Below are 14,998 nucleotides of genomic sequence, written 5' to 3' on the forward strand. Positions count from 1 at the left end.
CGCGATGCCGATTGGGAAGTCGCGCGGTGAACACAATCACCGGCTATAAGCTGCACTCGTTGAAAGGCGAGCTCGCGAACCAATGGTCAGTCTGGGTCAACGGCAATTGGCGCGTGACATTCCGCTTTACCGAGGCGGGTGTCGAGCTGGTCGATTATCGCGACTACCATAGGAATCATCATGATGCATAACCCTCCGCATCCGGGCGAAGTGTTGCGGGAAGACGTTATTGCCCCCTTGGGCCTGTCGGTGACAGACGCCGCTGATCGCCTGGCGATGTCGCGGGTGGCGCTGTCGCGGGTACTCAACGGCAAGGCCGGTATCAGCCCGGACCTCGCCGTCCGATTGGAGCAGGCGGGCGCGGGCACCGCGCAGGCGTGGGTTGCGATGCAGGCGAACTACGATCTGTGGCAGGCGTTGCAGCACGAGCAACCGCCAGTCAAGCCCCTGGCCTCCGTGGCGGATGCGCATTAGGCCGGCTTGCGTCAGCAGCGTGTGACCGTCTCGAACGAAAAGCGCCACCAAAGGCGGAGCGCGGTGAGAAGGCGGGGAGGGGCAGTGTCGCCCTGAGCGTTCAGGACAGCGCCGCGTGGAAAAGGCGCACGCCGTGCCAGGCGCCCGCCAGGCACAGCAACAGGGCCGCGCAGGTGGCCGCCATGACAACCCGCCGGTCCGGCGCGCTGGCGCGCGCGCCTGACGAGGTGGACAGGCGCGCCCGGACGCGGGCATACAGCCAGCCGGCCGCCGCCACGACAAGCAGCCCGACGCCGATCGCGGCGGGCTCCCCGTGCAAGGCTCCCCCGCGCATCAGCAGGAAACTGTTCAGCACCAGGCCCAGGCAGGTGCGCCGCCAGGCCAGCAGGGTCCGCTCGGGTTGCAGCCCCGGATCGCGGGGATAGGTCATGGTTGGCGCATCGCCGGCCGGTTAACAGGATGAGGATCAAGCGTGGCTGAGCAGCAGCCAGCACACGCCCGCGCCGATGGCAAGCATGGCCAGGCACAGCAGCGCCAGGGCAGGGCTGTGCGGCAGCGCGGCGGCATGGCGCATGGCGATTTCATTGCCGCGCCAGCGCAGATAGGCGCTGGCGCAGGCCAGCACCGCGAGCAGGCACAGGCCGAGCGCGAGCCCCGTGCGCACGATCGGGTCGCCCGCCATGCCGGGTTGGTCGAGCAGCAGGCCGGCCGCCAGCAGCGCCAGCGCCGAGCGGATCCAGGCCAGGAAAGTGCGTTCGTTGGCCAGGGAATAACGGTAGTCGGGGTCGCTGCCGTGATGGCGCCAGTGGGGACGTTGCATGGGCTTGGGGCTCGAAAAGAAGCGTGATCGGTCGGACTAGGGTTAGTCCTAGTGAGTCTGAGGATTGAACTTAAGAACTATATAGGACTATAGTTTTGACACGGCGCGGCGTCAACGCGGCGGATCTCGAAAAACAAGGGGCGAGACATGGCAACAGCAGCACCAGCGCAGGTGAATGTACGGGGGTGGGTCGTGACAGCGCTTCTGGCTCTGTTCATGGTCATCAATTTCATGGACAAGGCGATTCTCGGCATCGTGGCCGTGCCGCTGATGCAGGAGCTGAGCATCGAGCCAGCGCAGTTCGGCATGATCGCCAGCAGCTTCTTCCTGTTCTTTTCGGTGTCGGCGATCGGTTTCGGCTTCCTGGCCAACCGGGTGTCGTCCAAGGTCGTGCTGGTGGTGCTGGCCGGCATCTGGGGGGTGTCGCAAATGCCGCTGGCGTTCTTCGCCTCGGTGCCGTTGCTGTATTTCTCGCGCATCCTGCTGGGCATTGGCGAGGGGCCGGCGTATCCGCTGGCGCTGCACTCCTGTTACACCTGGTTCAGCGACGACCAGCGCAATGTGCCGTCGTCGGTCATCTTCCAGGGCGTGACGGTCGGTCTGCTGATTTCCGGGCCGGTGCTCACCTACATCATGCTCAACCATAGCTGGCACGCGGCGTTCCTGCTGCTGGGCATCCTGAGCATCGTCTGGATGGTGCTGTGGCTGCTGTTCGGCGGCGACGGGCAGGTCCGCAACGCCAGTGCCAGCGCCGACGCAACGCAAGCGCGCGTGCCGTACTGGGTGCTGCTCACGGATCGCACCTTCCTGGCCAACATGCTGCTGTACTGGACCACGTACTGGATCTTCTCGGTGATGTTCACCTGGATCCCGGCCTACATGAGCAAGGCGCTGGGCTACTCCACGCAGGAAACCGGCTGGATGTTCATGATCTTCACCGGCATCAATATTCCGCTGGTGCTGGTTGGATCGTGGCTGTCGCAGCGCATGCTCAAGCGCGGCATCGCGTCGATCTACGCTCGCGGCTGGCTTAGCTGTGCGTTCGTGCTGCTGGGCGGGGCCTGCATCCTGCTGTCGCTGTATGTGGCCGAACACCCCACGCTGCGCGTGCTGCTGCTGGCGCTGGGCTGCAACCTGCCGCAACTGACCTTCGTGCTGAGTTCGGCGATCGTCGCCGAGATCTCCTTCGATTCGCAGCGCTCGGCCGCGATGTCGATCAGCAGCGCGCTGGCAACCACCGGCGGCCTGGTGGCGCCGGCCTTGATGGGCCGTTTCATCGGCAGCGGCAACACCGTCGCGGCCGGCTATGAACAGGGCTTCCTGGTATCCGCGGTGCTGGCCATCGGCGTGAGTCTCGTCGGCGTGCTGTTCATCAATCCGCAGGCCAGCCGCCGGCGCATGCAGGCCCGCATGACCGCCGTACCGGGCGCCGTCGCAGGAACCATGCCGGGAGGCGCGCGGCGGTTGTCATGACGGATCTTCTTCCCCCTTCTAGAACCACGATGAGTCACAAGCCATGAAGCAAACGAAACACGAGCCCACCGCGGCGGTCGCGAGCCAGGACGCGGCGGCCTATCCCCGCGACCTCGCCCTTTGCGTGGGCGGACAGTGGCGCGGCGCGCCGGGGCGCGAAACGCTGGCGGTGCGCAATCCCGCCAGCGGCGCCGAGCTGGGCAGGCTGCCGGTGGCCACGGACGAGGACATCGACGACGCGCTGCGCCACGCCGACGCCGCGTTCGCCACCTGGTCGCGCACCAGCGCCTGGGATCGGGCGGCGATCCTGATGCGCGCGGCGCAGTTGATCGACCAGCGGCGCGGCGAGCTGGCAGTGGTCCTGACGCTGGAAAATGGCAAGCCGCTGGCCGATGCGGACGGCGAGCTGAGCCGGGTGATCGAGGGCATCGTCTACTGCGCGGAGGAATGCAAGCGTGCCTACGGCCGGCAACTGCCGCCGCGCTCGGCGCTGCTGACGCAGACCACCGTCAAGCGTCCGATCGGGCCGGTGGCGGCCTTCGTGCCGTGGAATTTCCCGGCGTTCCTGGCCGCGCGCAAAGTGGCGGCGGCGCTGGCGGCGGGCTGCACCGTGGTGCTAAAGGCGCCCGAGGAGACCCCCGCCATCGGCATGCTGCTGGTGCGGGCGTTTCTGGACGCGGGCGTGCCGGCTGGCGCGATCGGCCTGCTGTATGGCAAGCCGGCGCAGATTTCCGAGCGCCTGATCGCCTCGCCCGTGATCCGCAAGGTCTCGTTCACCGGCTCGGTGCCGGTGGGGCGCTTGCTGGCCATGCTGGCCTCGCGCCATCTCAAGCCGTGCACCATGGAGCTGGGCGGCCACGCGCCGGTGATCGTCTGCGACGATGTCGACGTCGCCCGCACCGCGCACGCGTGCGTGGCGTTCAAGTACCGCAACAGCGGCCAGGTGTGCCTGTCGCCCAGCCGCTTCTTCGTGCAGGACAGCCTGTACGAGCCCTTCGTCGCGCATTTTGTCGAATACGCCAGCCAGTTGCAGGTCGGCGATGGCCTGGCGCAAGGGGTGCGCATGGGGCCGCTGAACAACGAGCGGCGCCTGGCCGCGGCGACCGAACTGGTGGACGATGCGCGGCGGCGCGGCGCCCAGGTCAGGCTGGGCGGGGCCCGCCAGGCGGGCGCGGGCTACTTCTTCCCGCCGACGGTGCTGACCGACGTGCCCGCCAGCGCCCGCATCCTGCGCGAGGAACCGTTCTGCCCGGTGGCGCCGATCCTGTCCTTCGGCGACCTGGACGCCGCCATCACGCGCGCCAATGCCGTCGAGTACGGGCTGGCGGCCTATCTGTTCACCAACGACCTGCAACGCGCCGCCACCTTTGCCGAGGACATCGACGCGGCGTGGATCGGCATCAACAACTTCACGCCCTCGCTGGCCGATGCGCCGGTCGGCGGCGTCAAGGACAGCGGGCTGGGCTACGAAGGCGGGCCGGAAGGCCTGGACGCATATCAGCAGATCCGCTTCGTCAGCCAATCGAATCTGCGAGTTTGATCCATTCCCATCATCAGGAGACAAGACATGACACAAGCCACGAGTTCCGTGCGCCCGACCCGCAACGAGCATCCGTTGCGGTTCTCCGGCTACCAGCAACGCAACCGCCCCGGCCCGGACCTGGAGCTGACCAGCAGCAATCCCGGCACGCCGATGGGCGAATACATGCGCCGCTACTGGCAGCCGGTGTGCCTGTCGCAGGAACTGACGGACGTGCCCAAGGCCATCCGCATCATGGGCGAGGACCTGGTGGCGTTCCGCGACAAGAGCGGCGACGTTGGCGTCATGCACCGCCAGTGCGCGCACCGTGGCGCCTCGCTGGAATTCGGCATCATCGCCGAGCATGGCATCCGCTGCTGTTATCACGGGTGGCACTACGGCGTGGACGGCACGCTGCTGGACGCGCCCTGCGAACCGGATGCCACGCGCCTGAAGGAAACCGTGTGCCAGGGCGCCTATCCCGCGTTCGAGCGCGACGGGCTGGTCTTCGCCTACATGGGGCCGGGCCAGGCGCCGCCGTTCCCGGAATTCGATACCTACAGTCTGCCCGCCGATACCCGGCTGGTGCCGTTCTCGAATATCTACCCGTGCAACTGGCTGCAGGTGTACGAGAACATCATGGACCACATGCATACCGCCGTGCTGCACAACCACATGGTGGTCGAGGGCGTGGATGCGGCGACCTCGGCAGGCGTGTCGCTGGAAGGCTTCGGCGACATGCCGGTCATGCAATGGGAAGCCACGCGCGACGGCAATGGCTGCGTGTTCATCGCCTCGCGCCGCCTGCCCGGCGACAGGATCTGGGTGCGCATCACCGAAATGGTGTTCCCCAACTACCTGCAGATCGGCTCGCTGCTGCCGACCGCCGCGCGCGAGCGCCATGGCACCGCCGGCTGCACCCGCTGGAGCGTGCCGGTCGACGACGAGAACATGATCATCTTCGGCTATCGCCACTTCAACAGCACCGTCGACCCGGACGGCCTGGGCAACGAAGCGGACTGCGGCGTCGACAAGATCGACTTCCTGGAAGGGCAGACCGGCAACCGCAGCTACGACGAAGGCCAGCGCGCGCCGGGCGACTGGGAGGCCATCGTCAGCCAGGGCCGCATCGCCGCGCACGGCGCCGAGCATCCCGGCGTCTCGGACGTGGGCGTGTACCTGTGCCGCAAGCTGTTGCGCAACGCCGTGCAGGAAAAGACCCCGCCCTACGCGCTCTACCAGCAGTTGCAGGAGCAGGGCAGGACGCTGCCGATCTATGCCCAGGATTCGGTGCTGGATATTCCCGAACTGGCCGACAAGCAGGCGGACCGCAAGCAGTTGGCCGCCGCCGGCAAACAGGTGCTGGAAATCATGCGGTCGGCCGACGCGCTGCCGGCCGACCAGCGCGATGCGCACGTGCGCGCCCGGCTCGATGGCATCGACCGCGCCGGCCGGGCGGCCAGCGCCGGCTGAAGGATGCGGAGAAAGCCATGCTGAAGCTGCGAGTCAGTGCGATCCGGTATGAGGCGCAAGGCATCTACGCCTTCGACCTGGTCGATCCGGGCGGCGCGCCGCTGCCTGCGTTCGAGGCCGGCGCGCACCTGGATATCCGTACCCCGGGCGGCGTCAACCGCCGCTATTCCCTGTGCAACGCGCCGGGCAGCACTGACCGCTATTGCATCGCCGTGCTGCGCGTGCCGGACAGCCGCGGCGGTTCGCGCGCCATGCACGAGCAGGTGCGGCCCGGCGATCTGCTGGAGGTGGCGGGCGTGCACAACTACTTCCCGCTGCGGGAGGACGCCGGCCATTCGCTGCTGCTGGCCGGCGGCATCGGCATCACGCCGTTGCTGGCGATGGCCGAACGGCTGCGCGCGCTGGGCCGGCCGTACGCGCTGCACTACTGCACGCAGTCACCCGAGCGCACCGCCTTCGCCCGCTATCTGGCCGACGACCAGTGGCGCGGCCGCGTCTTCCTGCACCACGATGGCGGCAACCCCGCCAACGGGCTGGATCTCGGCCAACTGCTGGCGCGGCGGCCGGACGATGGCCAGCTTTACTTCTGCGGCCCGCCCGGCTTCATGCGGGCGGTGCAGGCGGCCTGCGCCCATTGGCCGGCCGAGGCGGTGCATTCGGAGCATTTCGGCGCCGACCTGGCGCCCGCGCCGCCGCCCGCGGCGGACAGCGCGCCGGCCAGCCTGACGCTGCGCCGCAGCGAGCGGTCGGTGCCGGTGGCGCCGGGGCAGACCATCCTGCAGGCCCTGCGCGGCGCCGGCGTGGCCTGCAATTCATCCTGCGAGGCCGGGCTGTGCGGCGAATGCCGGCTGCATTACCTGTCGGGCCTGATCGAACACAACGACTACCTGTTGAGCGACGAAGAACGCGCCGACAGCGTATTGATCTGCTGCGCGCGTGTCCGCGAGGGCGCCGTGGTACTGGACATCTGAGGGGAAGGGAACGTGGAGACCAGGGAGTTTGACTACATCGTCGTGGGCGCGGGCTCGGCCGGATGCGCCGTGGCCGCCAGGCTGGCGCAGGACCGCAAGACCACGGTGCTGCTGCTGGAGGCCGGTCCGCGGGACCGCAACCTGTGGATCCACATCCCCATCGGTTATGGCAAGACGATGTTCAATCCGCAACTGAACTGGCAATTCGAATCCGAGCCTGAACCCAACCTCGACAACCGCAGGATCTACCTCCCGCGCGGCCGCACCTTGGGCGGGTCCAGCTCGATCAATGGCCTGGTCTACATCCGTGGCCAGAAAGAGGATTTCGAGCGCTGGCGGGCACTGGGCAACGTCGGCTGGGGCTGGGACGACGTCCTGCCGTACTTCAGGCGGTCCGAGGCCAACGAGCGCGGCGCCGACGCCTGCCATGGCGGCGACGGCCCGCTGGCGGTGTCCGACATCCGCGGCCGCCACCCGCTGATCGAAGCCATCATCGGCGGCGCCAACGAGCTGGGCGTGCCGCGCACCGACGATTTCAACGGCGCGCGGCAGGAAGGCGCCGGCTATTTCCAGTTGACCACCCGCAATGGCCTGCGCTGCTCGGCCGCCAAGGCCTACCTGCGTTCGGGCATCGCCGGCGCCAACCTGTGCGTGCAATCCGATGCGCACGCCACCGGGCTGATCCTGGAGGGCCGCCGCGCCGTGGGGGTGTCGTACCTGCGCGGGGGCCAGGCCTGCCAGGTCCGCGCGCGGCGCGAGGTGGTGCTGAGCGCCGGCGCGATCCAGTCGCCGCAATTGCTGATGCTGTCGGGCATCGGCGACGCCGACGCGCTGCGGTCCCTGGGCATTGCGCCGGTGCACCATCTGCCCTCGGTCGGCCGGAACCTGCAGGATCACCTGCAATCGCGGCTGATGTACCGCTGCACCCGGCCGATCACCACCAACGATGCCCTGCGCACCTGGTGGGGCACGGCCCGCATCGGCCTGCAGTGGATCCTGCGACGCGCCGGGCCGGTGGCGGCCGGCATCCAGTTGGGCGGCATGTTCGCGCGCACCAACGACACCGAGCAGACCCCCAACGTGCAATTTCACTTTGGCACCATCAGCGCCGACATGACGGCCGGCCGGCCGCATGATTTTTCCGGCTTCACCCTGTCGGTGTGCCAGTTGCGGCCGACCAGCCGTGGCCGGCTCGACCTGGCTTCGCCCGATCCGCTGGCCGCCCCGCGCGCGCGCTTCAACTACCTGGATACCGAGTTCGACCGGCGCACCATGATCGAAGGGGTGCGGATGGCGCGGCAACTGGTGCGCACCCGTTCGCTGGCGCCGTACGTGGCCGACGAATACCGCCCCGGCTTCAACGTCGAGTCGGACGATGAAGTCCTGCGTTTCATCCGTGGGTACGCCACCACCATCTTCCACCCCGTGGGCACCTGCCGCATGGGCGCCGACGCCGAGTCCGTGGTCGATACCCGGCTGCGGGTCCGCGGGGTGGACCGGCTGCGCGTGGTCGACGCCTCGATCATGCCCCTGCTGCTTTCCGGCAATACCAACGCTGGTAGCATCGTGATCGGCGAGAAAGGCGCCGACATGATCATGCAAGACAGGGAGAAAATCTCATGAGTACCTTGGAACGTCGTCTGGAAATCTTCGAGACGTTGCATGCCCCCGATCCGACCCGCCGGCCCAAGTACCAGCGGCTGGTGGAGGTGTTGATCGACGCTGTCCGGCGCGGCATCTGGCAGCCGGGCGACCAATTGCCGGCCGAGGAGGAACTGGCGCAGCTCACGCCGTTCAGCCTCGGCACGGTGCAACGGGCATTGCGGGACCTGGTGGAGCAGGGGCTGGTGGTGCGTATGCACGGCCTGGGCAGCTTTATCGCCGAGGCGCCGCGCCAGATCGAGGATCCCTGGCATTGCCGTTTCCTGGACGACGATGGCTCGGTGCTGCCGATCTTCTCGCAGGCGATCCTGCGCGCGCCCGTGACCGGCGCGGGCCCCTGGAATCGCCACCTGGGCACCGAGGCCAACGTCATGCGGCTCGACCGCATCATCATCGTCAACGATGAGTTCCGCATTTCCAGCCGCTTCTACGCCGACCGCCAGTTGCTCAAGCGCCTGTGGGACATGCCCATGGACAAGCTCAACGGCGCCAACTTCAAGAAAGTCATCATCCAGCAGTTCAAGTTGCCGATCACCAACATCACCCACCTGGTGAAGCAGGCCGATTTCGACGCGGAATCCTGCGAGCGCATCGGCGTGCCATATCCCTACCGCGGCATCTACATGCAGGCCGTGGCGCGGTCCGGGCGCGGGCAGTGCGTGTACTACCAGGAATTCTTCCTGGGCCCGACCTCGCGCGATCTCGCGTTCCCCGATTCGAATTTATCAAGCGGCTGACATCAGCCATCCAACCTAGTAGAGCCATGACCGTGAAACCGAAGAACCTGTTGATCATCATGTCAGACGAACACTCGCCCAAGGCCCTGGGCTGCTATGGCAGCGAGATCGTCAAGACCCCTCATCTCGATGCCCTGGCCGCGCGCGGCACCCGGTTCAGCTCGGCCTATTGCGCCAGCCCGGTGTGCATTCCCGCCCGGGCCTCGTTCGCGGTGGGCAAGTACATTCATCAGATCGGCTATTGGGACAACGCCGACGCCTACGACGGCGCGGTGCCCAGTTGGCATCATCGGTTGCGCGAACGCGATCACGACGTGGTTTCGATCGGCAAGCTCCACTTCCGCCAACCCGGCGAGGACCACGGGTTCTCGGAAGAGATCATCCCCATGCACATCATCGAGGGCAAGGGCGATCTGATGGGCCTGGTCCGCAGCGAACTGCCGGTGCGCAAGGGCGCCTACAAGATGGCCCGCTTCGCGGGGCCCGGCGAAAGCTCATACACTTTCTACGACCGTGAGATCACGGCCCGCGCCCAGGTCTGGCTGCGCGAGGCGGCGCGGCGCGAATCGGACAAGCCGTGGGTGCTGTTCGTGTCGCTGGTGGCGCCGCACTTCCCCCTGACCGCGCCGCCGGAACACTATTACCGCTATTTCAACCAGAACCTGCCGCTGCCCAAGCTGTACGACAGGCGCGAGCGGCCGGACCATCCCTATCTGGTGGACTACCGCAACAGCTTCAACTACGACGATTATTTCGAGGGCGACGCCGTCAAGCGCGCCGTCGCCGGCTATTATGGCCTGTGCTCGTTCCTGGACGAGAACATTGGCAAGATCCTCAACGCGCTGGAGGACGCCGGCCTGGCCGATGACACCCGCGTGATGTACACCTCCGACCACGGCGACAACCTGGGCGCGCGCGGCCTGTGGGGCAAGTCCACCATGTTCGAGGAAACCGCGGGCGTGCCGCTGATCATGGCGGGCGACGACATTCCGCGCGGACGGGTGGTCGACGTGCCCGTCACGCATATCGACGCCTATCCGACCGTGCTGGACGCCGTCGGCAACACCGAGCCGGCCTTGCGCGAAGGCTATCCCGGCCATTCGCTGTTCGATATCGCCCGGGGCGAGACGCCGCGGCGCAACGTGCTGGTGGAATACCACGGCATGGGTTCGACCACCGGGGCCTTCATGATTCGCCACGGCAAGTACAAATACATCGAATACGTCGGCTATCCTGCGCAGTTGTTCGACCTGGAAGCCGATCCGGAAGAACTGCAGGACCTGGCCGCGGATCCGCGCCATGCCGACGCCCTGCAGGCCTGCCGCCGGCAGTTGCATCTGATCTGTGACCCGCAGGCGGTCGACCGCCAGGCCAAGGCGCGCCAGCAGACGTTGCTGCGCGAGAACGGCGGGCGCGAAGCGGTGATCGCCCGCGGCGATCTCGGTTTCACACCGGTGCCGGGTTCGGCCCTGGCGTTCGACTGACGTGGCGGGGGGCGGGGCATCCGCGAGGACGCCCGGCCTGCATTTGGCGTGCCCCGTGTCGGCGGCCCTGAGGGTTTGGGCCGCGCGCGGTTTCCAATCCGTTTCTTTCCGAGGACCGCATGAATCCTGATAACCAGCGTCTGCTGGACGAACTGCGCGGCATTGTCGGCGCGGACCATGTCTTGACCGATCCACGGCATACCCAACGGTTCCGGACCGGGTTTCGCTTCGGCTTCGGATCGGCGATCGCGGTTGCGCGGCCGGGCAGTCTTCTGGAGCAATGGCGCCTGGTCCAGGCTTGCGTGGCGCATGACAAGATCGTGATCATGCAGGCGGCCAATACCGGCTTGACCGGGGGATCAACGCCCGACGGCAATGACTACGATCGGGAGATCGTGATCATCAGCACGCTGCGCATGAAGAAAATCCAGTTGATCCGCGATGGGCGTCAGGTGATCTGCTTTCCCGGCGCTACCCTGGATCAACTGGAGAAGGCGCTCAAGCCGCTGGGACGGGAGCCGCACTCCGTCATCGGGTCGTCATGCATTGGCGCGTCGGTGTTCGGCGGGATCTGCAACAACTCCGGTGGATCATTGGTCCAGCGGGGGCCCGCTTTCACCGAGATGGCGGTGTTTGCGCAATTGGGGCAGGACGGCAAACTGTCCCTGGTCAACCATCTGGGCATCTCGTTGGGGCAATCCCCCGAGGATATCCTGCGGCGCCTGGATGACGGCACTTACCGGCCTGCCGATATCCACGACGGCGGGCGCGGGTCGGACCAGGATTATGCGCGGCACGTGCGCGATGTCGATGCGGATTCGCCCGCGCGATTCAATGCGGATCCGAAGCGGCTGTTCGAGGCGTCAGGCAGTGCCGGAAAGCTGATTCTCTTTGCCGTGCGCCTGGACACGTTTCCGGCGGAGACGCAGACCGACGTTTTCTATATCGGGACGAACGATCCCGCGGAACTGACGGATATTCGACGATACCTTCTGACGGCCCTGCCGGCATTGCCCATCGCGGGGGAATACATGCACAGGAATGCGTTCGATATCGCCGACGTCTACGGCAAGGACACTTTCCTGGCCATCCGCAGGCTGGGCACCGCAAGGCTTCCCGCCTTTTTCGCCTTGAAAGCGCGCGTGGACAATTTCTGCGCGAGGTTCTCGTTTCTTCCCAGGAACATGAGTGACCGGCTCCTGCAGTTCTTCAGCGCACGCTGTGGCGACCACCTGCCCGCCCGCCTGCGCGACTTTCGCGCCCGGTATGAGCACCACCTGATGATCAAGGTGTCCAGAAAGCTGACGGAGCCGCTTCAGGCTTTTCTGGACTCCCATTTCAAGAAGGCCACGGGCGCCTACTTCCTGTGTTCTCCGGAAGAAGGCGCGGCCGCGTTCCTGCTGCGATTCGCCGCGGCCGGCGCCGCCGTGCGCTACCGCGCCATGCATCCGGACGCGGTCGAGGATATCGTCGCGCTGGATATCGCCCTGAAGCGCAACGAACGGGACTGGCTGGAAGTTCTGCCCGAGGATATGGAGACCGTCATGGTGGCCAAGCTCTATTACGGGCACTTTCTCTGCCACGTCTTTCACCAGGACTACATCGTGAAGAAGGGCGTGGATTGCCTGGAGCTGGAGCACCGCATGTGGAAGCTGCTGGACGCGCGCGGCGCGCAGTATCCGGCCGAACACAACGTGGGGCATCTGTATCGCGCCGGCCCCGAGCTTCGCAATTTCTATCGCGCCCTGGATCCCTGCAATCAGTTCAACCCAGGAGTCGGGCAGCTTTCGAAGCGCAAGAACTGGGCGTGAGACACCAAAGCCGCGCATCGCCTCGCCGCGCGCGTTCGCACCTGCGCCAATGACGCCTCAATCCTCCTGCAGCAACGCCAACACGTTCTGCGCCAGTTGGTTGGCCTGCGTCAGCGCCACCTTGCTGGCCTGCTGCAGGATCTGTTGCCGGGTCAGGTTGGAGGTTTCGATGGCGTAGTCCGCGTCCTCGATGCGGCTGCGGGCCTGGCTGAGGATGCCGGCGGTGTGGTTCAGGTTGGTGATGACCGAACCCAGGCGGTTCTGCATCGCGCCCAGTTCGCCGCGCAGGCCGTCCACCTGGTCCAGCGCGTTGCTCACCCGCTTCATGGGCATGACCTTCATGTTGACCGTGGGCGGGGCGTCCTTCGGCTTGAATTCCACCTGCCCGGTGGCCGAAATGCTGATGTCGTAGAAATTGCCGTCGCTGCCGCTGATGACATAGTCGCCATTGGCGTTGCCGCTGGCGTCGGTGAGGTAGTGCACTTTGCTGTCGTGGTCGAACAAAGGCCGGCCGTCGGCGGTGACGGGCACGGGCGCGAGGCGCTGGAGGAAGTCGAACAGCTTGATCGGCGTGCCCTTGCTGACCGAATCGGCCGTGGCCGCGGCGGGAGGCGTGGTTGGCGCCGGGGCCGTCGCGGGTGGGGGCGTCACCGGCACCGGGACTTGCTGGCCGACGAGGTAGGCGGTGCTGCCGGCTATTTGGGCGCGTTCCGCCGCACTGAGTTTCGACACATCGAAGGGCGTCAAGCCGGCGACGTCGATATCGAGGGCGCCGCCGACGGGGGCCGGCAGCGTGACCCGGTAGGAGTCTCCCAGCGGATTCACGAATGGACCCACCGTTCGGACCACGTAGTTGCTGGTGCCGTTGAAGTCATATTGGATGAGGAATGCCTGGAACATGGTGAAGGTTCTGCCTCCGTCCCTGATGGCCAGCGTTGCCGGGGTGGTGGCGGGCGGGGGAGCCGCCGGGCCGGGAGCCGCGACGGCGGGGCCTGGCGGCGCGGCGATGTCCAGCATGGTTTTGTCGGTGGCGCCGCCCAGCCGTGGATCGCGCACCACGTCGATCCCGTCCAGGTTCAGCGTCCTGGTATTGACGAGCTTTGTATTGAGGTCGATGGTCTCGCCATCATGCGCGCCGACCTGGATCGAGATGCCGGCGTCCCGCGCCAGCACGTCCAGGTTGTTGAAACGGGTCTGGTGCGATATCCGCTCGATTTCGCCCAGTTGCTGGTCGATCTCGGCCTGGATGGATTCGAGGTCGCTGAGCGAGTTGGTGGAATTCTGCGCCTGCACCGAGAGTTCGCGGATGCGATGCAGGCTGCGATCCATCTCGCCCAGCGCGCCCTCGATGGTCTGCGCCAGCGAGATACCGTCGTTGGCGTTGCGCGCCGCCTGGCGCTGGCCGCGGATCTGCGCAGTGAAGTGGTTGGCGATGGCTTCGCCGGCGGCGTCATCCGCCGCGTGATTGATGCGCTGGCCGGATGACAGCCGCTCGATGGCCACGCCTTGCGCGGCCTCCGATTTGCCCAGATTGGTGCGAGCCCGCAGCGACAGGGACTGGCTTCTGATCGAGGGCATGTTGTTCTCCAATGCAAGATTGCCCGCCGGCGAGGCCGCGGGCCGATCAAAAATGCTAAGCCGATCCCCCGCCGGCCGTCTCGCCGCGCGCGCGAATCCCAGATTCGTCCTATGGAGCGCGGCTCAGGGAGCGTCGGACAGCGCCTGCGCCTTCAGCCAGCGCCTGAAGTCGGCAACGACTTCCCGGGCATCGGTGCGGGCGTACAGGCTGAACCGGCCGCCGGTATCCTGGAACCCGAGCGGGGCGGCCAGCCGGCCGGCCCGGATGTCGGCCTGCGCCAGTTCCCGCGGCGCGATGCCGATGCCCAGGCCGGCTACCGCAGCCTCGAGCAGATGGCCGAGCTGGTCGAACTGGCGCCGGGGCTGTTGCGCGTTCAGCGTCACGCCGTGGGCCTGCGCCCAGTGCTCCCAGGCGGCGGGGCGCGCCGCGGCATGCAGCAACGGGGAGCCCAGCACGTCGGCCGGCCGCCGGATCCGCCCGGCCAACGCCGGCGCGCAGACGGGTCCGATGCTCTCCCGGAACAGCGGCACCGCCTCGATGTCCGGCGACCGGTGTTCGTCGGCCACGATCAGCACATCGACCACGCGCCGTTCCAGCAATGCGATGTCGGCCGCCGTCTGCAGCCGCACCTGGACGCCGGGATGGGCGCGTTCGAAATCCTCGAGCCGGGGGATGATCCAGTTGGACAGCAGGCTGGCAGGCGCGCCGACGACCACCTCCGCCGAGGTGGCGCGGCCGAGCAGTTCGGCCAGGCGCTGCTCGAGCATGTCGAACGCCGGCAGGCAGACGCGTTGCAGGTCCTGGCCCGCCGCGGTCAGCCGCACGCCGTCGGAATGCCGCTCGAACAGCTTGCCGCCGAGCCAGGTCTCGAGTTGCCGGACCTGCTGGCTGACCGCGCTGTGCGACACGCCGAGCTCTTGCGCGGCGAGCGACAGGTTCAGGTGGCGGGCGGCGCTGTCGAAGACGCGCAGCGAATTCATGGGAGGCAGGTTTCT

General features: G+C 67.0%; 14 protein-coding genes. 10 read left to right on the forward strand and 4 right to left on the reverse strand.

The window, feature by feature from the left end:
* Positions 1-26 precede the first annotated feature (26 nt).
* Together SB816_RS10375 and SB816_RS10380 are read left to right on the forward strand one after the other, a co-directional pair.
* Positions 27-191, forward strand: coding sequence for a type II toxin-antitoxin system RelE/ParE family toxin (locus SB816_RS10375; RefSeq protein ID WP_244976825.1), 165 nt, complete (start codon positions 27-29; stop codon positions 189-191).
* The gene (locus SB816_RS10380; protein WP_200904303.1) at positions 184-474 is read left to right on the forward strand and encodes a HigA family addiction module antitoxin; all 291 of its coding nucleotides are present in this window, start codon (positions 184-186) and stop codon (positions 472-474) included. Before SB816_RS10375 ends, SB816_RS10380 begins: the two co-directional genes overlap by 8 nt.
* A 100-nt stretch (positions 475-574) precedes the next feature.
* On the opposite strand, the gene SB816_RS10385 is transcribed toward SB816_RS10380, so the two are convergent.
* The gene (locus SB816_RS10385) at positions 575-904 is read right to left on the reverse strand and encodes a DUF202 domain-containing protein (protein WP_410546901.1); all 330 of its coding nucleotides are present in this window, start codon (positions 902-904) and stop codon (positions 575-577) included.
* Between the two features lie 36 nt (positions 905-940).
* Positions 941-1,294, reverse strand: a complete 354-nt coding sequence (locus tag SB816_RS10390; RefSeq protein WP_410546902.1) for a DUF202 domain-containing protein — start codon at positions 1,292-1,294, stop codon at positions 941-943.
* Positions 1,295-1,510: 216 nt separating this feature from the next.
* On the opposite strand from SB816_RS10390, the gene SB816_RS10395 reads away from it, so the two are divergent.
* From SB816_RS10395 to dld, 8 genes are all read left to right on the forward strand, one after another.
* Positions 1,511-2,767: an MFS transporter gene (locus SB816_RS10395; RefSeq protein ID WP_254607586.1), complete on the forward strand. Its 1,257-nt coding sequence runs from the start codon at positions 1,511-1,513 to the stop codon at positions 2,765-2,767.
* Between the two features lie 43 nt (positions 2,768-2,810).
* Positions 2,811-4,307 carry an NAD-dependent succinate-semialdehyde dehydrogenase gene (locus tag SB816_RS10400; RefSeq protein WP_269872370.1) on the forward strand — a complete coding sequence of 499 codons (1,497 nt, stop codon included), beginning with the start codon at positions 2,811-2,813 and terminating at the stop codon, positions 4,305-4,307.
* Between the two features lie 27 nt (positions 4,308-4,334).
* On the forward strand, positions 4,335-5,759 hold the full coding sequence (locus SB816_RS10405) for a Rieske 2Fe-2S domain-containing protein (RefSeq protein WP_410546903.1): 1,425 nt from the start codon (positions 4,335-4,337) through the stop codon (positions 5,757-5,759).
* 17 nt (positions 5,760-5,776) lie between these two features.
* Positions 5,777-6,730 (forward strand): PDR/VanB family oxidoreductase, encoded by a 954-nt coding sequence (locus tag SB816_RS10410; RefSeq protein ID WP_410546904.1) that lies wholly within the window; start codon positions 5,777-5,779, stop codon positions 6,728-6,730.
* 12 nt (positions 6,731-6,742) lie between these two features.
* Entirely contained in the window at positions 6,743-8,353 is a 1,611-nt protein-coding gene (locus SB816_RS10415) for a GMC family oxidoreductase (RefSeq protein WP_410546905.1), read from the forward strand.
* A complete protein-coding gene (locus SB816_RS10420; RefSeq protein ID WP_054502196.1) occupies positions 8,350-9,129 on the forward strand; it encodes a GntR family transcriptional regulator in 780 nt (259 codons plus the stop codon). Before SB816_RS10415 ends, SB816_RS10420 begins: the two co-directional genes overlap by 4 nt.
* Before the next feature lie 26 nt (positions 9,130-9,155).
* Positions 9,156-10,613, forward strand: coding sequence for a sulfatase-like hydrolase/transferase (locus tag SB816_RS10425; protein ID WP_410546906.1), 1,458 nt, complete (start codon positions 9,156-9,158; stop codon positions 10,611-10,613).
* A gap of 119 nt (positions 10,614-10,732) precedes the next feature.
* A complete protein-coding gene (gene dld, locus SB816_RS10430) occupies positions 10,733-12,424 on the forward strand; it encodes a D-lactate dehydrogenase (protein ID WP_410546907.1) in 1,692 nt (563 codons plus the stop codon).
* 57 nt (positions 12,425-12,481) lie between these two features.
* On the opposite strand, the gene SB816_RS10435 is transcribed toward dld, so the two are convergent.
* Both SB816_RS10435 and SB816_RS10440 read right to left on the reverse strand, forming a co-directional pair.
* Entirely contained in the window at positions 12,482-14,002 is a 1,521-nt protein-coding gene (locus tag SB816_RS10435; RefSeq protein WP_205760210.1) for a flagellin, read from the reverse strand.
* Between the two features lie 123 nt (positions 14,003-14,125).
* Entirely contained in the window at positions 14,126-14,983 is an 858-nt protein-coding gene (locus SB816_RS10440) for a LysR substrate-binding domain-containing protein (protein ID WP_410546908.1), read from the reverse strand.
* Between the last annotated feature and the right edge of the window lie 15 nt (positions 14,984-14,998).

This window comes from Achromobacter sp. SIMBA_011 (assembly GCF_046535435.1).
Lineage (GTDB): Bacteria > Pseudomonadota > Gammaproteobacteria > Burkholderiales > Burkholderiaceae_B > Achromobacter > Achromobacter dolens.